The 17,510-nt window shown below is 56.5% G+C and carries 23 protein-coding genes; all 23 read right to left on the minus strand.

Features of this window, described 5'->3' with window-relative positions; all coding sequences use genetic code 11:
* Positions 1–874: 874 nt before the first annotated feature.
* The 23 genes from RGU44_RS12025 to RGU44_RS12135 all read right to left on the minus strand — a co-directional run bounded on the left by RGU44_RS12025 (position 875) and on the right by RGU44_RS12135 (position 17,510).
* Complete coding sequence (locus RGU44_RS12025; protein ID WP_322180565.1) at positions 875–1,183, minus strand: hypothetical protein; 309 nt, start codon at positions 1,181–1,183, stop codon at positions 875–877.
* A gap of 288 nt (positions 1,184–1,471) precedes the next feature.
* Positions 1,472–1,726, minus strand: a complete 255-nt coding sequence (locus RGU44_RS12030; protein ID WP_322217284.1) for a hypothetical protein — start codon at positions 1,724–1,726, stop codon at positions 1,472–1,474.
* Positions 1,723–2,097, minus strand: a complete 375-nt coding sequence (locus tag RGU44_RS12035) for a hypothetical protein (RefSeq protein WP_322180569.1) — start codon at positions 2,095–2,097, stop codon at positions 1,723–1,725. The genes RGU44_RS12030 and RGU44_RS12035 overlap by 4 nt, the downstream gene beginning before the upstream one ends.
* Positions 2,094–2,429 (minus strand): DUF6527 family protein, encoded by a 336-nt coding sequence (locus RGU44_RS12040; protein WP_322180571.1) that lies wholly within the window; start codon positions 2,427–2,429, stop codon positions 2,094–2,096. The genes RGU44_RS12035 and RGU44_RS12040 overlap by 4 nt, the downstream gene beginning before the upstream one ends.
* The gene (locus RGU44_RS12045; protein WP_322180573.1) at positions 2,426–2,863 is read right to left on the minus strand and encodes a cell wall hydrolase; all 438 of its coding nucleotides are present in this window, start codon (positions 2,861–2,863) and stop codon (positions 2,426–2,428) included. Before RGU44_RS12045 ends, RGU44_RS12040 begins: the two co-directional genes overlap by 4 nt.
* A 243-nt stretch (positions 2,864–3,106) precedes the next feature.
* Positions 3,107–3,895, minus strand: coding sequence for a DUF2793 domain-containing protein (locus RGU44_RS12050; protein ID WP_322180575.1), 789 nt, complete (start codon positions 3,893–3,895; stop codon positions 3,107–3,109).
* Entirely contained in the window at positions 3,892–5,508 is a 1,617-nt protein-coding gene (locus RGU44_RS12055) for a phage tail protein (protein WP_322217287.1), read from the minus strand. Before RGU44_RS12055 ends, RGU44_RS12050 begins: the two co-directional genes overlap by 4 nt.
* Positions 5,505–6,083: a hypothetical protein gene (locus tag RGU44_RS12060; RefSeq protein ID WP_322180579.1), complete on the minus strand. Its 579-nt coding sequence runs from the start codon at positions 6,081–6,083 to the stop codon at positions 5,505–5,507. Before RGU44_RS12060 ends, RGU44_RS12055 begins: the two co-directional genes overlap by 4 nt.
* The gene (locus RGU44_RS12065) at positions 6,083–7,015 is read right to left on the minus strand and encodes a hypothetical protein (RefSeq protein ID WP_322180581.1); all 933 of its coding nucleotides are present in this window, start codon (positions 7,013–7,015) and stop codon (positions 6,083–6,085) included. The genes RGU44_RS12060 and RGU44_RS12065 overlap by 1 nt, the downstream gene beginning before the upstream one ends.
* On the minus strand, positions 7,015–8,028 hold the full coding sequence (locus tag RGU44_RS12070; protein ID WP_322180583.1) for a hypothetical protein: 1,014 nt from the start codon (positions 8,026–8,028) through the stop codon (positions 7,015–7,017). Before RGU44_RS12070 ends, RGU44_RS12065 begins: the two co-directional genes overlap by 1 nt.
* Positions 8,025–8,432, minus strand: a complete 408-nt coding sequence (locus RGU44_RS12075) for an NlpC/P60 family protein (RefSeq protein WP_322180585.1) — start codon at positions 8,430–8,432, stop codon at positions 8,025–8,027. The genes RGU44_RS12070 and RGU44_RS12075 overlap by 4 nt, the downstream gene beginning before the upstream one ends.
* Complete coding sequence (locus RGU44_RS12080) at positions 8,429–9,346, minus strand: DUF2163 domain-containing protein (protein WP_322180588.1); 918 nt, start codon at positions 9,344–9,346, stop codon at positions 8,429–8,431. The genes RGU44_RS12075 and RGU44_RS12080 overlap by 4 nt, the downstream gene beginning before the upstream one ends.
* Complete coding sequence (locus RGU44_RS12085; RefSeq protein ID WP_322180590.1) at positions 9,343–9,936, minus strand: DUF2460 domain-containing protein; 594 nt, start codon at positions 9,934–9,936, stop codon at positions 9,343–9,345. The genes RGU44_RS12080 and RGU44_RS12085 overlap by 4 nt, the downstream gene beginning before the upstream one ends.
* Positions 9,936–13,277: a phage tail tape measure protein gene (locus RGU44_RS12090; protein ID WP_322180592.1), complete on the minus strand. Its 3,342-nt coding sequence runs from the start codon at positions 13,275–13,277 to the stop codon at positions 9,936–9,938. The genes RGU44_RS12085 and RGU44_RS12090 overlap by 1 nt, the downstream gene beginning before the upstream one ends.
* 9 nt (positions 13,278–13,286) lie before the next feature.
* Positions 13,287–13,544, minus strand: a complete 258-nt coding sequence (locus RGU44_RS12095; RefSeq protein ID WP_322182778.1) for a hypothetical protein — start codon at positions 13,542–13,544, stop codon at positions 13,287–13,289.
* Between the two features lie 23 nt (positions 13,545–13,567).
* Entirely contained in the window at positions 13,568–13,924 is a 357-nt protein-coding gene (locus tag RGU44_RS12100) for a phage tail assembly chaperone family protein, TAC (RefSeq protein ID WP_322217290.1), read from the minus strand.
* On the minus strand, positions 13,924–14,421 hold the full coding sequence (locus RGU44_RS12105) for a phage tail tube protein (protein ID WP_322180596.1): 498 nt from the start codon (positions 14,419–14,421) through the stop codon (positions 13,924–13,926). Before RGU44_RS12105 ends, RGU44_RS12100 begins: the two co-directional genes overlap by 1 nt.
* Before the next feature lie 58 nt (positions 14,422–14,479).
* Positions 14,480–14,845, minus strand: a complete 366-nt coding sequence (gp17, locus tag RGU44_RS12110; RefSeq protein WP_322180598.1) for a tail completion protein gp17 — start codon at positions 14,843–14,845, stop codon at positions 14,480–14,482.
* An 8-nt stretch (positions 14,846–14,853) separates the two neighbouring features.
* Positions 14,854–15,318 (minus strand): HK97-gp10 family putative phage morphogenesis protein, encoded by a 465-nt coding sequence (locus RGU44_RS12115; RefSeq protein WP_322180600.1) that lies wholly within the window; start codon positions 15,316–15,318, stop codon positions 14,854–14,856.
* On the minus strand, positions 15,311–15,649 hold the full coding sequence (locus tag RGU44_RS12120) for a phage head closure protein (protein ID WP_322180602.1): 339 nt from the start codon (positions 15,647–15,649) through the stop codon (positions 15,311–15,313). The genes RGU44_RS12115 and RGU44_RS12120 overlap by 8 nt, the downstream gene beginning before the upstream one ends.
* Positions 15,649–15,990, minus strand: coding sequence for a head-tail connector protein (locus tag RGU44_RS12125; RefSeq protein WP_322180607.1), 342 nt, complete (start codon positions 15,988–15,990; stop codon positions 15,649–15,651). Before RGU44_RS12125 ends, RGU44_RS12120 begins: the two co-directional genes overlap by 1 nt.
* A gap of 1 nt (position 15,991) precedes the next feature.
* Positions 15,992–16,252 (minus strand): hypothetical protein, encoded by a 261-nt coding sequence (locus tag RGU44_RS12130; RefSeq protein WP_322217294.1) that lies wholly within the window; start codon positions 16,250–16,252, stop codon positions 15,992–15,994.
* A gap of 64 nt (positions 16,253–16,316) precedes the next feature.
* Complete coding sequence (locus tag RGU44_RS12135; protein ID WP_322180612.1) at positions 16,317–17,510, minus strand: phage major capsid protein; 1,194 nt, start codon at positions 17,508–17,510, stop codon at positions 16,317–16,319.

Below are 17,510 nucleotides of genomic sequence, written 5' to 3' on the forward strand. Positions count from 1 at the left end.
TAACATATTGTTTAATAAGGAATAAATACCATATTCAGAGTGACAAATTATCCGCTTTTGTGTGCTTATGCAAACGGTAAACCGTGGCCTGTAGCGGAGGTTTTGCGCAATCCCTCCCCCGGCGTCCTGCCGACCGGACACAATCTCATATCGACAAGCGCTCGTACCCCACCAATGCTCAGAACCTAAGACCGGCCTCACAACTTCCTCCCGTAAAATGAGAAACATTCTGTAATCCTATCGGACTTGTTCGTAGCTGATGACCATGTAATCAATAGAACTTTTCATGGAATATCACTATGCCTGCCGCACAAATCATCCTCGTCGCTATTTTCGGAGTGGCCATACTTGCCTGGGGTGTCCGCCTGGATATGAAGAACCATAAGAAAGAACAAGCTGAACGATCGAAGCCTAACGAAAGTACACGGTGAATTTTCAGATCCTTCGATTTTGCGCAAGTTGACAATGACTCACGCTTGACGAAAGGCGGAATCCCCCATAACGGGGTTCGGTCCGAACGACCAGCTTTACATCAGGTGTAACGGCGTAAAGATCAACAGGAAGCGCACCCGCACGGGCTAAATGCTAATTTTTCGGTATCCGTCCGGGGAATACACCTACCGGCCCCCAGCATTAAGGACGATTGTGCAGGCGTATTTTTAAGCGGACGCCATCACCCTTGCCTAACTGCTGCCGCATAGATGACAACCGGTTTAGTTGCGCAAGACCGGATGCCCGGACGCGTACGACTATCAGGCTTAGGTCCAGGAAGTCTCAAGCACGTAGCAGAAGTGGCGTATTACTGTGCGTTGAATGCAACTGGAAAACCTTGCTCGCACAGGGTTCGCCAGCCTTTTGCAGTGCATCCGGGAGATTACGCTTTAGTGTTTATGGTCTCGCCGGTTATCTGCCCGTTACCATTCACAACACCAGCCGTCGGGGCTGCCGTGTTTGCGGGTTGATGGTTCTGCTTTTGCATCAAACGCTGTGCCTGACGATCACCATGCCCCGCCTCTTGAGCGGTTTGCGCGGCAGTCTCAGTAGCTTCTTTCAGCGCTGCTGCGACATTACTGGCTGTGGTAGAGGCCTTTGCCTGATTTGCTTTCGCCTGAGGCTGACTTTGGGCAGAACTTAGCCCGTTGATAGTCACTGGATTTGAAGCTGATACGGATCCGATGGACATAGGTAACTCCTGAATGAATGGATCTCACGTGCGTTTTTAGTCATTGCGATTACGTCAACGTTACCCTTCGAGTCCCCGCTCTCAGGACTGCTTTGCTTACCCTCCTCGATATCAACCTATGGCAGCGCCCAGAGTAAGCACCCAGTTGTCTGGCCTCTGTCGGATAGATGTGAAAGTTTCGTTGTTTTCAGTGACGAGAGTACCGAGTTACTTGGGGATAACCACGCAAGGTATGTTGGGTAGACGCTTACGAAAAAATTAACATTCAGTCGTAGAAGTCGAGCTTTACTAGCAAGCGCTCACCGCCGCGACTAACTCCTTTTCGTAACCGATATGCTGCCGACGCTCAGCCAGCAGCGCCCTCACCTTCACCTCGAGCGAATCCGCTTTCTTCAAGCCAGCCGCAGCGAACACCGGCGCCGCAATGATTGGTGCCTTGCACGGAACCTGCACTGGAACCTCCACTCGCACAGTGCGTATTTCGGGTTCCTGCCCAGCGCATCCCGCCAGCAAAAACACCACCCCCATCAGCAGCAGTCTCATAACCCTAGTTCCTGATCAATGATCGACGCCGCAGCCATGGCCGGGTCACCGCCTGTATGTCCCTGCTGAATCGTGTTTGCCGCAGCATAGTCAGGCTTCGCCTCTTCCTTCGCCGTAGCCACTGCTATTTTGGCGGCCTCCTGTCGTTTCTCGCCCGCCTGCACCAACCCACCAAGCGCCAGCCCCTGCTCAGTGGTAAGCGCTAGCAGGTTGCCATTGACGGTCTTGGCCGAGGCTAGATCTGTCTCAGCGGTGTCGAGCAGCGGTCGATAATGTCCTGATGCCAGCCATGCTCCGCAACCGGCACCCAGCGCCAGCAGCAGTGCGATGGCCAAGCCCAGTCCGATCAACTTCCACGCGGAGTCCGTCATAGCCCCTCCTCGTCCCAATCAGGAATATCCACGGTCTGGCCAGCCAGGCCGTGCGTGCAATCGCCAAGAAACTGGATGCGGCCGTCAGTCACGAACGAATGACATATCCGGGCGGTGCGCCACTCCTTGAACTCTTCCCCCGCATCCGGGTTGGCTGGATAGCTCACCAGAATCGACGGCGTGAAGGTTGGTTTCTCAGCGTTTCCATTCCAACCCCAGCGCGGGCCAGATCCGGCACCATGCTGGATGCGATGCGCGCCATCGCAGCCTGGGCACCAGAACATCAGGCCATAATCGGCGCTGGATCGCAGCACTCTGGATAGGCAGCTCATGGCACATCCTTAAAGAAAATATGATGCCCCAGCTTCAGGGTCTGCTTGGCCTTCGACGCCCACGCTGGGGCCTTGGGCATGGTCGTGGCGTAGTAGTGAGTCGCACCGCCAGTTGGATCTGGCGCCGTACCATCGATCACCGTCGCCGCCGCACTCTGGCAAGTCGCAAACTCACCAGAAGGGATCGGCTTCGCGCCGATCAGGAATGGATAGTTCGGGTCGTTTTTGTTCCAGCAGCTGAACTGCCACGGGGCTTGGCAGACGCCGATATAGCCTTCGCCCCACCAGTCGGGCTTGCCGTCATTGTGCAGGTCGGTATCCACTCTGTTGCGGATAGACCAGGCCACGGCGATCATTCCGGCGAAGCCCTCCCCGCGCGCTTCACCCCAAAGTGTTCGGGCCACCACGTCTCTGTCGCGATCTGTTGCAGTCATCACTTTTCTCCAGGCGAAAAAAACCCGCTCAGTGGCGGGGGCGGTGTTCGACTTAAACTGTGCTGCTGTCAGCGTTGTTACTGGTCTCTGACGTTACCAATCCAGGTACTACTTACGTTGCCATACACTTCTGTTCGAGATTGTTGAGTGGTGTTGCTTGCACATCACGTTGCCCAGCAGGCTGGTGTAGCGCCTGTAGATGTGGACGAGGCTGCCCCGCCAACCTCGCGTATTTCCCAGCAATCATGCGGCCACCGTCTGGCCGAGTACGTCCCAAACGTTGATCGCTACACGCTTGAGCGTGACGGTCATAGCCGCTGCCATGGTCAGCGTGCCGCCATTAGGGGTATTGAGCGTTACACCCGATGCGGGCGCCAACGTCAGCGTTCCCGCACCTGCGTGACGTATCGTTATCTCGGTGTTGTCGACCCACGCAATAGTTGCCTGCAGAGGCACCGTGATCGCAGGGGCTGCACCAGTCATTCGCAGGTATGTGCCAGCATCCGCAAGGATCAAGGTTCGCGCCGTGGCTGCCTCGATCACAACTGTTCCGTACGTTGAAGGTGCTGCCCACTCCAGGCCTTTAGCTGTGCGCGTCAAGACTTGCCCGGTTACACCCGCAGCAAGTCGCATAGGTGCGCCAGCAACGCCGCCAATAATCAGGTCGGCCGGTGCAGTCATTGGGTTGCTTAAGCCCGCAGCGGCTAACGGCGCCCATAGGTTACCGTTCCGCACATACAGGGTTGAGTCTGCCAAGTTGTAGCCGTACCGGGCCGCCTGAAAAGTCCAAAAACCAGGTGCCGCCGTCCAGCTTGCGATCATGCCCGCCTTACCCGCCCACAGACCCGTTGGCGCCGTACCGACTGCATAGCGTGCACCGTCAGCAGGTGACACTGCAGGCGCGTTCAAGCCGACGCTTACGAAAGCCAGTTGCAACAGCACGTCGATAGCAATCAGGGCGTTATTGATCCCGGCCGCTGGATCTATGGTGTTCTCTGGCACAAAGGGGATCGCGTTGCTTATCGTATTCATAGGGTGAGCGCCGTTGCGGGACCGGTGCCGGTCAGTTGATTGATTTGCGCAACGCTGATGATCACGCTGCCGCCTGGATCTGGAATGGTGAGAGTCCTTGCGATAGTTGTTTGGGTTACGCCGTTAATCGTCACCTGAAAGCCCTTGAAGAACGTACCCATGGCCACGTTTGCCCCGCCCCCGACTCTTCCGATTCCCTGCCATGCGATCACAATATTGCTGCCCACTCGGTGCGCAGTGAGATAGGCCGGAGCCTGCTCGGCCTGGGACATTCCGGTGAAGGTGTGGGTCGAGACGATTCCAGCCGATCCACCGTTGGTGGTGACGCGGAAGGTCAGCGCACGGTTGAGGCTGAACATCTCGGCATCGATGAAGAACAGACGATTGCGCTGAAGCATCACGAACCGTTCGCCTACAGGGTGCGCAGAGACGGGCGAACCCTTACGCCCGCGCAGCAGGTTGCTCAAGTCCCAGGTACCAGGGCTGGTTTCGTCGGCCTCGGCAAAGTTGATGATTTCGTTGCCGACCAATGCCAGATTCAGACGATTCATCATCCCGGCCAGGTTGGTGCTTTGCAGGTCGACGTCATCGCGCAGCAGTTTCACGCTGACAGTGTTTTGCAGATCGGAAGTAACCGGGCGGCTGTGATCACCAACTGGAGCAGTGAGCGAGCCCATGGTCGCCCGTATGCTGCCGCTGGAACGGTCGATGTAGTTCGCCCCACCATCAAGCGACAGCTCAATGACGGCGCCATCCCACGCAGGGGAAGTGCCAGATACAGCCACGTAGTAGCCGAGACAGTCATCAGAATCACGCAGGATGTGGCTGTCGATGAATTGCAACACTGTGTCGCCCACCACCAGTGTCGGCGGCTCAGCCTGTGGTGCTGCAGGAATACCGATAACGCTTGAGATGTATGCGCTGGCTCGGTCGAACGAGCATTTGTACTTCTGGAATCCCTCGTCGATTTCCACTGAGGTGATCCGCAGGCGCTCGCCGTCAAGCATGATGGTGTCCGCTACTGACAACCAGCACCATGAATCCGGCAAGCTGAATGCGTACTCGCCGCGCTGCTCTTCAATGGTGACCTTGTGCGTCACCACCACCGAACGAGCAGCGTCGTCAGCACGCATGAGCAAGGTTGTTTCTGATTGCGCCTCTGACTTCGACCGGCTGTCCAAACTGCGGTCGCTGGTCTGTATATCAGCCTGAAGGCCGCCGTCGATGTCGAAGTACTGCAGGCTGAGCACTCGCGGGATATCGATAGCATCACGCCGGGTCAGCTTCTGGATGTCTTCACCGTCGTCGATCAGGTCGCCAATTTCTATCGTGGCAATCACCGGGCGCCCGCGAGGCACGAAATGCAGCGCTCCATCCCAGTTGGCCGCATCGAACAGAAAGACATTACCGAGGTTTTCAAGCCCGGTGAAGGCCCCATATTCGCTGGTCATGCTGAACCCGTCGCACATCCCGCCGAGGCCCGCCAAATCGATCTTGGCGGGCGGAATACCTGCGCGCTGGCAGATCTCGGCAACAATGGATGAAACGGCCCAACTTGCTTCCAGCGGAGCCAGGCCAAGGCCCGGCCTTGTCCACTCAGGAGGCAGACTCATCGGGCAACCTCCATCATGAATTGAAGACGCAACTGATCACTAAAGCCAATCCGCAGCAGGCTGGTGGTTACGCCGTCAGTGAGTAGTCGTTCAATCTGGTAGCGGTCGCGCTGTTGGCGGTAGTACAACCCCCCGCCGCGCACATAGGCGAGGATCACGTCGCAGCTGCTGGTCTGGGTTTGGCGCTTGTCGTCGAGAATGACCTTTGGCGTGATTGAGCCTGCCGGAAGGTCGGTAACAATCTGCGCGCCAACAGTTGGGTCATACCAGCGATAACGTGCGACACCGCCCTGCACGAACGCCAGCACCGGGCGCATGTTCTGATCGAACGTCAGGCTAATTTCCGTCAGGCCAGGCCCCGCAAACATCACGAATTCTGGCGTGTTTGGCGCGCTTACAAGCACTTGATCCTTGATTAGCAGCGCCTGCCAGATTTGGTACTGATTGCCACGGGTCGAGTCGTTAAGCGCTACGCCACCGTCCTCATAATCGACGATAGGTGTTACAGCGAGCGCACGGGCGCCCACTATATTGCCGCGCACTGTCTGAGACGAAAGCACGTTATCGGGCATCATTACAGGGTTTTCCTTGCCCATGAGTGTTTGACAACTAGCGTCAATACGTCTTCACTAGTTTTCATAATCTGAGGCGAAAACGAAATTTGACTAACACCAATACCATGCACAGTAATTATTGCACCGATGCCAGTAGCGTAGTTCGCTTGGTTCAAACCAAACGTTAACGTCCCTTCACGTGCGTAGCTCCCTGATGAATACGCGGCATCTGAGATAGATGATGCGGCTGTCACGTCGCCGGTAGGCGCGCCAGTAACAGGGCCAATTGTTCCGTCTGTAGCCTGATGCACACCAGGGTTACTCATAAGCCAAGCACCGCGCGGCATATACCAACCCTGGTATATGTTCATTGATGTAACCATTGCTGCGCGTGAAGTCCATGTATGGGTAACGCCGCGCAATACGATAGTGCCCATCACATCAGCAGTAGGCGCGTAGCAACGGAATTGATACGTTACATCCAGAATTTCGTCAGGCAATACGGTTATCGTTGTCGGGACACCCGAACCATCGACGATAAGTGCACGACTAAATAGCGACCCGGTTTCAGCCCAGCCAACGCCAACTTCCGACAAGTTGCCGACAGCCGTACCAATTGCAAATCGGTATGTCGTTGTTGCGCTGATGTAGTACGGCGCTGTTGATTGCATGGCCTGTACAGGGGTGGGGCCGCTAGCACTTCCAACACGGGCCGCTAGTGTTGTGTCGGATACGTTGGCAATAGTAGACCCGCTGCCAACTTGACAATACCATAGCCAGTCAGCGTATGCGCCCATCCTATCTAGCCCAGCGTTGGTGATAAGATTCCTGAAATCTGGAACAGGCTTGTGGCGTGAACCTTCAATCTCATTTCCATTACTATCGACTTTAAATTTCTCGACAGAAAACCAACCCTCAACAGCCTGCTCTGTATTTAGTTTAACTACACACATCAGCCTAAACTCCCACGCTGTATAGATTCGCCAGTGACGATAGCTTCTGGCGCATAATTTGCGTAACGTATAAGCGTTCGAGTCAGCGTGCCACTAACAAGTACACCGCTATCATTTACAGCTTCTGGCGCATAATTCGGATACGCTTTAAGTATTGAACGCAGTTCGGCGCGTATCAATGTTTCAGCGATAAGCTGGGTGCCCTCAGGCGCATAGTTTCGATACGTTTGAAGCATTGAACGCATCGAACCCGTGACTAATGATTCGCCCGAATCGACACCCTCAACCCGATTGATAAATGGTGCCCCGCGCAAACCAACCGTACCGTTTTCCTGGACTGCCTGGATATCCTCAATCGGATAAATACGCGATGTAAGCGGCATGCCCTCGGCGCGCTCAACCTCGAAAATGAACTGCGGAATTGCACCGCCCAGGTCGGTCAGGTCTTCGTCACTCATAGTCATGTAGCAGGTACCACGGTGAGCCGTGACCGCAGCTACGCCGAAGATCGATTGCAGCGCCGGCGATGGAAGCTGATCCCAGCCGCCCAGGTAGAAAGTGGCCTTGGTCAGGAACACACCATTATTGGTCGCGCCCCAGGCATTGCCGCGCCCGTCGTACACCAGCTTCGTGTTGCGCCAGACACGGCGTATGCCGGTGATTGGCCCCTCACAGATACGAATTGCGTAGGTGCGATAGACCGCATTGACCATCGTCTTTTTACTCTTGCTACCCCCGCCCTTCCCGCCGCTGTCTGTTTCGGACTCGATCTGACGAATGATCGGCTCGGAGGTGGCAATTATGTTGCCACCGATGGGCCGGACGATGCCCCATATGATCGGACGGGCCACCCCTTCCTTGCTGGTCTGCGATGCCATCTCACCCAGCGATGCACCTTGCAGTGGCTTGGCACCGAACTTCCTGTCCAGCCAGCCTGGAATGCCCAGGCCGAGGATGTTGGTGGCCTTGAATATCGCGCTGTCGCGGCCAAAGAGCGTTGCGCTGAGGCTCATGGTCGATAAACCTCAATGATGCGTTTGTGCCAGGCCTCGTCGATCCGGTGCTCGCAGACCGCGACCAGACTGTAGGAGTGAATCAGGGACAGTCCGCCCGGGTAATCGCCAATGACGCCGACGTGCGAAGGCTCGGCGCCGCCATCCCAACTGATCAGCGCGATATCGCCCGGTTGCCATGCCTCTACTGGCTCGCCAAGCTGGTCGCGCATCTCTTGCCGCAAGCCGTCATTCCACGGCTCACGACCGTAGTTCTGCCGGTCGACCATCTCAAGCCCGCCGGCAGCCACTGCGCGAATCACCAGACCGATGCAGTCCAGCGACCAGGGCTTGCGGCCGCGATGGCGCCATTTCACGCCGATGTAGCTGCGGGCCTCGGCAACGCGAAGCTCAGCGGGCGTCATTCGACCACCTGCGAACCAACGAAACCGCCTGCTATCTGGCCACCCGGTGTTAACAGAGGGACGCCGTCACCAATCGGAATCAGTGGCTCGCCCTTGTAGTTGATGAAGTTGCCGAAGGCAGTGCACGCCGTAGGGTTTTTGGGGCAGTCGCGGCGGATGTCGAAGGTGTCGCCGACCTGCACGTCGAACGGAAGCGGCTCAAGTAGGCCAATAGTTCCAGACACCGAGCTGTACGCCTCGATCTGATACAAGCGGCTGGCACTGGCATTGCGGCCGCCAGTCCAGCGGATGCGGCCAGGGATCGGCGAAGGGTTCAGCAGGAGCGCGCTGTCTGCAAATACTCGGCGTGGTTCATCACCCATGCCCGTCACAGCCGCCGACATCCATAGCACCTCGGCATTCACGCCGCAGCCGGTCTGTGTGTTGGCCGGAGTGCCGAAAGTTGCCCGGCAGGTCCGACTGTCCACATGCCCGATTGCCTGGCGCAAGCGCATCGCATAACTGAGCAGCTCAGGCATGTAAGCCACACCACTCTGGGTCGTAACCTCCCCGGTGTCGCCCGCATCAATGATCATGTGACCCATGTTCAGGTCGCGATAATTGATCAGCAGCATTTCCCACTGGGCATTGTCGAGCTGGCCAGAGACCACTATTTCAAGAGTAATGCCCAAGGCATCTGCCGACAGCAGCGCATAGCCTTCCGAGTTATCGACGCTCAGTCCGGCGTCCGTGGCGATCACGCTCGAGTCAAAGCCGTTGACCGATGAATAGGTGACGCCCTGGTACACAACATCCCGGTCAAGCGAGGTCAGGCCAAAGATGCGGCCGTCAGCCAAGATGAAGCGAAGGATGCGGCAGGTCGTGGTGACGGGTTGCTGCAAGTGAGCGCGTAAGGCTGTTGGAATAGTTCTCACTGGCGATCCTCCACAAGGTCAACATCTGCGGTCAGCACATACCCATTGCTGAATCGGGCGATGGGGTCGCAGTCGAGACGGTCAGATTCAAAGCGAACCGGAACATCAAACTCGCCTGACCAGGTGATCGGCGAACCCGGTGGGGCCGTGACGGTGACCATGCCGGTCGTGTAATTGACACTGGCTGCTACCGGCTGGCCACCCTCATAAATAACGATCGTCCCGGCCACCGGTTTGGTAATCGGACGGGCAAAGCTGATGGGACCAAAGGCATAAGACTTCGACAGGGCAAGGGTCTGTGCAACACCGGTGCCCTCCCCAATCAACTCATGTTCGCCGAGATAATCCGTCCAATCCTTGAACCGGAATGCAATCAGACTTCCCATACAGGCCATGTGTGCGCCGCGAACCAATAGATGGTCCTCAGGCTTTAGCGCCTGGTAGGTCACGCTGTATCTGCCCAATGGCAGAGCCCAATCCGCATTACGGCGCTCACGCCCATTACGCAACTGGGTGATGCGTGTTTTGAATTCCTGCCCGAACTGCGACCCGTAAGAGACGCAGTCCAACAGCCTGGTTTCGTTGAACATCAGCCAAGCCTCGCTTGAGCGATACGTTGTTTGCGGGCAGCGTCATTGTTGAGCTGTGTAGAGGTGCGGCGGTCTACACGACCCTGGACGTTGATGGTTTGGTTGACTACTGATTGGCGCCCGCTGTTGCCCTGGCCACCTGATGACTCGATACCCGCAAGGGTTTTGTCCAGCTTTGCGCTGGTCTGGGCAGTTGTGACGCGCTCGCCCTTTTGCAGGAGCCAGGTGCCGTCTTGCGGTACAGAGTCGATACCGTCGTGCGCCATACCCGAGAGTGCAGCGCCTTTGGCAACGGCGTTGGTTGCCAAAATACCGGCAATGGCTGGAACAGAGTTGCCACCGAAGGACGCGAGCGAAGCGGCGGCGGCAGCAGGCGCGTACGCCGTAGCGATTGCAGTACCTGTAATGCCTGCACTGGCGATGGCCGCGGTATCACCAACTCCACCAATAACCAGTTTTATGGCTTGATGGATTAGCCATTGCGCAATCATGTCGGCCAAGCCTTTGACCAGCGAAGTCACCATGCTGTCGACGATGTTCCGGAACGAATCGCCAAGGCTCTGGTTCTCAAGAATCATTGCTGAAATGGCATCGCCGAAACTGCCTTGCAGGGTATCGAGCTGACTTGATACCTGATCGTTTACGATTTGCGCGTAATCACTCGCCGTATCGGCATAGTTCGCCCACGCCTCAGAAACGCCATCAAGCCAATCGTTCTGTGCTTGGTCCTGACGCTCATAGTATTTTTCTTGCAGCTCCATGCGCTTATCGAGGTTTTCGCTAAGCAAGTCCGTCTCTTTAGCGTAAACATCATCTGATATGGCACCGCTGTTCTGCTGTTCTTGCAGGTCTTTAATGTCCTGCGCATATTGTTGACGAATCGCAAGGTCTTGCTTCAGTCGATCCCTGACCTTGTCACCCATGCCCGCCCCAGCCAGCTCCAGGTCGAAACCGTTTTTCTGGGTCTGGTAGGCAATGTCCTGCGCGGCCGCAAACGCTGCAACTTTGGCGGCGTCCTCGTTGGTTTGCTTTAACTGCTTCTTGATGTCCAGCTCGGCAGCAAGCCCTTTAAGTCGCTCCTGCTGCTCAGCATTGATCCCAACCAACTTTCCCGACTCAATTTCGAAGGCCAGCTGAGAGACTTCACTCGCCTTTTTTCGCTTATCGGTGGTGGTGTTGATCAGCTCAATTTCTCGCTCATATCCCTCCGCCGAGTTTTCGAAAGCGGTCAGCAATTTTTGCGCAGCCGCAGCGGCCGCCGAAATTTCTTTGTTGCTTTCGCGCTGACTGCTTATCAGCAGCTTATTGGCGGCGACCTGCGATTTGACAGCCGTCGCAGCCGACACAATGGCAACACGGTCAGTCTCGGAAAGATCGGCATGTTCTGCGATGTAGCGGTTCGCCTCTTTCACCGCATCGCCATTGTCTTGCAGGCTTCCGAGCTGTTTTGTCAGCGTATCGAGATACTTTTGCCCGGCCCCAGTAAAGCCAGCTTTGGCGATATTATTGGCATTTGCCTCGGCCGTGTTGCGGGCTAAAATATCGCTCTGAAGTGCCAACCTATCGTTAACTTGGCGCAATACAACGTCCGCGTCTGCCACGACGCTCGCTTGCGTTTCCCAACTTTTCAGCTGTGCCGGACTGATCTGCCCACTGGAGGCTGCTTCGCGAAGGATTGGCCCCAACGCTTCGCCATTCGCTTTCGCCTCATCCAGCTTTCCAATAAAGGCATCGTAGCTGCGAACCTGATCGGCGACTTTTGCCAGATCGACCATTTCAATGTTGGAAATGTCGACAAGCCCACTTTGGACGGACGTCTTTAGATCGGCATAGGCGTTATCCACGGCCATCGTGGCGCCCAGCTGCTTGTCGCGCCAGACATTCACCTGATTTTGCTGCTGGTCCGCATTTAACTTATTGAACTCAAGCCGTACTTGATCGACAGCGGTACCCAGGCTGCTCAGGTCCCCCTTCAGCTTGTCCGATTTGCTGCTGAAATCAACGAACGAAAGCGCAACAGCTCCTGCAATGAATGCCAGCCCGACTGGCCCCCCAAGCAGCGCGAGCAATCCCGAGCCGGCACGTACTAAGCCGGCGCCAGCTGCGCTTGCTGCCCGCAGAGCAAAGCCGTAAGCAGTTGTAGCGGATGCGGAGAGCGTTGCCGCAGTCGCTTCAGCTCCTCGTGCCCCAGAAAGTGCAGCACTCGCCGCGAGTGCCTTGGCCTTGGCCGCATCAAGCAGCCTCTCAGCAATGGCTATGTCATTCACGCTGGTAGCCAGCGCAAGATTTAGGCGAGCGTTGGTCACTGCGTTTTTTGCGGTGACTAGATCCACCTCAGCTTTACGCACGGCAGCCGCCGTGGCTACAGCGTTGGCGGCTGCAACTTCACCCATCGCGAGGACGTTCATGCCGGCAGCGATGGCTGTATTTGCAAAGCCGGCGGCAACTCGACCAAGGGCACCAACTAAGCCGACCCCCAGTACAGATACGATTTTTTCGATGTTGGCCGTATCAAGCGATTTGGAAATACTGACCAATGCGCCAGCCGCCTCCACCGAAACGCCCGTCAACTGATCCATGGTCCCGACAGTGCGGGTCACTGAGTTTTGAACGGTCGTGAAAGCATGCGCAATAGTGGTCTGTGCTTTAGCAAACGCCGCGTCGATTGCCTCCGTTTGCCCAAGAATCGCGTTAAATACTGCCTTGGATGTGAGCGTGCCTGCTGCACCCAGGGTGCGCAGCTCGCCAACCGTGACACCCATGCCTGCCGCAATAGCATTCGCCAGAGCGGGTGCTTGCTCCATCACAGAGTTCAGCTCTTCACCGCGAAGCACACCCGAGGCAAAGGCCTGGCCTAACTGGACCAAAGCAGCTGAGGCGGACTCAGCAGAAACACCTGATGCCGACATGGCTTTGCTGATCGATTCGGTCACCCGGATTGCTTCAGTCTGTGAGACACCCAGCACCTTGGTGCTGGACGCAATCCGCTGGTACAGCTCGGCGGTAGGCTCGAGCGCAGAGGTTGACCGCTGAGCAACGTCGAACACCGCCTGCGTGGCTACAGCCAGCTCCTGCTGAGTACCAGTGACTTGCTTCAACCTGTTTTGGACGGAGGTCCAGGTTTCGGCGTACTGAACGATCTGCTGCGTACCCAGGTAGCCAACAGCAGCCACCCCGATGGTTTTCAGCGAATTGGTAACCGACTGGCTAGCATTCTTGGCACTGCTTTCGATCTGGCCCATCGACTTTTTGGCGGATTCACCGGCCTTGTCCATTGGCCCGGTAAAGCCGCCGATTTTTGCTATGAGGTCGAGCGTCAGAGTGCCCAGCGAGCGAGCCATGCGCGTTCCTTACTGCCATGTTTCCATAGCGCGTTCGAGTGTCAGTTCTGGTAGGTCCATATGAGGCGCGAAGTCCTCAATGGCGAATGTTTTTTTGCCGGTTTTGACGTTGCCGTACAACGTCATGAAACGCGCTATCGCCACCTCGATACGCATCCCCTGATTCAACGATCCGCGCTTGCCGCGAAACTTGCACCAGATCATAAATTCAGGGTACGTAATGTTTTCTTGCGCTTCGGCGATGGTGCGGCCGCCGATTCCGTTCATCACCAGCTCGCACCATATTTCGTCTATTTTTTCGAGGTCGGCGTCTTTCCCAGGTTCTGCACTTCACCAATGGCGATCAGCAGAGCGTGAGTCAGCGAGTCGGCGATAGGCCCGCGCTCGGGGTCGTTTTCGCCGGTGAGGTCTGCCACGGCAAACACAGGCTTTCCGTCGCCATCACAGATGCTGGAGGCGATCCTTGCGGCTAAGAAATTGTCATTGCGAACAGAGCTGATATCACCCACGGCCGTGTGATAACCCAGCGGACGGATATACGTTTTAAACTTGTGCTTCACGCCGTCATGTTCCCAAACGATTTCCTTGGGTACCGGCTTCGATGTGAACGCTTTGGACTTGGTGAGGTTTTCAATACTCAGGTCCATCACACGGCGACCTTACGAATCCAGGCTGAGCCGCCCGAGCGCTGGATGGTGGCTGCGGTGGTCACGACAGTGTTGGCTGCAAAGTCGAACGGAAAGTCGCTGACATAGCCATCGAAAACGAACCAGGTGCGCGTTTTGGGCAGCACGAAGTCATCGCCTTCAGTGCTGAGGGTTGGGGGAATATCTTTCCCATCAGACCAGCCAACAACCCAGTGCACACTTTCAATCGTGTCGTCTTCAGACAGCTGATACAAGCGCACATGGGATTCATTACGCGGGTCAGCATTGAGCGTCAGCGAGGCCTGACCAGGCGTGCGCAAGCCACGCATATAGCTGCGAACCATTGCGCTCAGGCAAGTGGTCTCGATCTGGTCAGCAGGATTACCGCCTGGACTGAATGCCGTTGCGCACTCGATTTCGATGACTTCCAGCTTTGCTGGGTCAGCTATGGTGGGTACGAGAGCATAGATCTGCGTGCCCTGGGCAAGAATGGACATAGGTGTCTCCTACAGACGAAAAAAAACCCGCATAGGGCGGGCAGAATTTGCGGGTGGGTTAACGCGGGACTAACCAGTCAACATCGAAGCTGTAGCGGTAGGTTTTGGTTTGAGGATCTCTCGACTCACCACCCCAGCGGATGATGTAAGCCTGCAACTCGATGGCGTCCCGGATGGCCGCTGCAATTGCTCGCACCTGAGAACCTGTCGGAGCATAGGCATCCACTTGCAGCGTGAAACCGTCCACGTCCGGGCGACCAGCCAGGTAGTTTTCCGGGCTGCCAGTGATCATTTGCCACACTGCGTAAGGGTTTACGGTGTCTTGGGGTGCCTCGCCAAATGGATAAAGTCTTGTCGGGCTGGTGCCCAGCAACGCGGTCACGCCCGCATCGGCAGCGCAGACCGCAAATATCGGTGCAAACATCGGCCACCTCAGACTAATCGATCAATTTCGCTACGAAGTTCGGCAGCAAGCTTTTCGGTCACCGCTGCGACATTGCTTTGCAGCGCGGGCCGCAAAAACGGATGAGCCTGCATGTGCTCTGTACCGAGCTCAATGTACCTCCAGTGCCGGGTGTCACCGCCGGGATTACCGGAAGCGTCCTGGCTGTACTGGTTTCTGCTGGCACCGCCACGAACGCCAACACGCATCATGATCCCGCCTTCGCGCTTGCCGCCGCGCGGAGACTCCTGGGTCACGATGTTTTTCCAGACCTTCTCCTTGGTTTGCGGATCATCGATCGCCTTGGCATTCGCTCGAGCAGCATCGCGGACGATGTTCATTGCTTTGCGGGAAGCACGGCGCAGACCTGTTTTTTGCAAGCGAGGCGCGAGGGTTTTCAGCTTTTCGATAACGCCATTGAGACCTTCAACTCTGAATTCAATGCTGTCAGCCATCATTCACCCCTGCAGCGACAAGCAAGGTCAGGTACTCCAGCCCTGATACCTTGTCAGGGAGTGGTAGGCCTTGGATGTTGTAGATCACGTCGCGGTGAAGGATGCGCATCGTCGGCAGGATGCCAGTCCGGTACCGGATAACGATCCGGGCGCTGACCTCTGACTGGCCTGCCTTAGCTGCGATGAGATCGCGAGCGCTGAGTGCCTCAATGGAAGCCGGAACCTTGCTCCAGACTAATGTCCAACCCTCAAGCATTTCACCTGTGGCCGGATCCTGCTGCAGACCTGGTGCTTCGAAGTCCAAACGATGCCGCAGTTTTCCTGAGCGCATCACACCCCCCAGCCAATACGATACGGCGTGAGCAGTGAGCGAGAACCCATCGGCAGTTGAGAAGAGGTCGCGCCCACAATGACGTCTTCCCTGCTCTCAAAAAGGCTGCCCAAGATCAGCAAGCAAGCAGCACGGACAGACGGATTTATCAGAATCGGATCAGTACCAGCAACGCCATCCAATACCGCTTGATCCAGCGCCTGCTGGTCAGCATAAAAATGTCTGTTAAGAAATTGTGCAGCGCTGTCCTCGGCAGCCTCGAGCAACAACACTACATAATCCGAATCTTCCTGCTCAGCCCGTAAGTGCTGCATGGCAACATCGACGGTGATAGCAGTCATTTCAAGTCCCCGGTTTTTCGTCAGTTGCCAAACCTTTGGCTATGAGCTGCGCAGCTTCATGCTTTGGCGACTCATATCCTTTACCTCCTGCGCGCTTGATCTCTTTACCATCCAGGTAGCTGCGCAACGGGTAAATCGTTACCCCCCGTCTCACCCCTCCCGTTTCCGGCTGAGGCTCTTTGGCTTGAGGGGTTACCGAAGCTGTAACGCCCTGCTGATCTTGGGTACTTGCTGGAACATCACTCTTTGAAGTGCGAGCCATTTCCTCTCTCCTGCGTACAGCAAAGCCGCCCCGTGGACGGCTGGCTGTTGTTTCTCGGTGCGAATTAAGCCGCGGTCAAATCGCCAGTGACGAACGCTTCTGGGCGATAAACCGCGAAGGCCAAACGCTCTTCAGCACGAATGGTCACCATGTTGTTTTCGAAGTCCTTGTCGTTCTCGGTAGAGACCAGAACTTCGATGCCCATGCGGTCAAAAATCTGCGCTGCCAGATTGAAAGAGCCAACCAGGAACTGGTCCTGAACAATGGCCTGGGTCTCCACTACAGGCAGGTTCCACAAGCGTGGCGACGTGCCTTCCTGAGGCTTGCCGATGATGTAGCGGCCTTCGCCGTCCTTGAGCAGCTCAATAGCAGCCCAGTCAATCGGGTTGAGCACGATGCCTGTAGATGGGAACTCCGCCAGGGTGGCCTGCAGCAGCGCCAGACGAATACGGTCGATACGCTGCGCGGCTTCCACGGTGATGCCGATCGGCGCTGCATAGGCCTGAGCCTGGGGGATGATGCCGTGCAGGTTATTGCCAGTGCCGTTGCCGTAGAGCAACTGCGCTTCTTCGGCCAACAGCAGACCGTAACGAGCTCGGGCATCGATGTAGCTTTGCAGCGCCGCGGCGTCGTCCAGAATTTGGCGGCTACCTTTGAACAAGTGAGCGATGGTGCGAACGTTCGCGTTTTCCAGCGCGAAGGTCAGTTCACTGTAAGGCTTGGCCAAGCCCTCACCCACGATCGCCGCATTGTTGGTGAAGCCGGTTTCACGAACGTATTCGACAGCGTTGCTGCCAGTAGTCCCTGGTGCGAGCAGGTCGCGAATGGTAAGCCGGCGCTGAGGTGCCAGAATCACACCGACGCGATCAGGTGCAACCAACGCTCCACCAGAGGCCGGAGCCGAGGTGATGGCCGCGCGCGGAACTTCCACACGACGCGAGCCACGAAACGAGCTGGTCATACCCTCTTCTGCCAGCTTGGCCGCAACCAACTGACCGGCAGAAAGCTGTTGCTCAGGCTCATGCTGTTTGCCTGCATTGACCAGCTTCTGCTCGGCATCCTGCATTCGTGCTTGCAGTTCGCCTTGCTTGGAAAGCAGTTCGTCGACCTTGGCGCGGGTCTCGGTTTGCATTTCACCCGAGAGCTTGATTTCTTTCTCGGTACGCTCGGCGTAAGTCTTGATCTGATCGCCGACAGCTTTGAGGTCGGCCTGAGTTTGCTTCTGGGAAGCTTCGATTTGAGAAAGATCTGCGGGCAT

It is taken from the genome of Pseudomonas sp. 5C2 (genome assembly GCF_034314155.1).
Taxonomy (GTDB): Bacteria; Pseudomonadota; Gammaproteobacteria; order Pseudomonadales; family Pseudomonadaceae; genus Aquipseudomonas.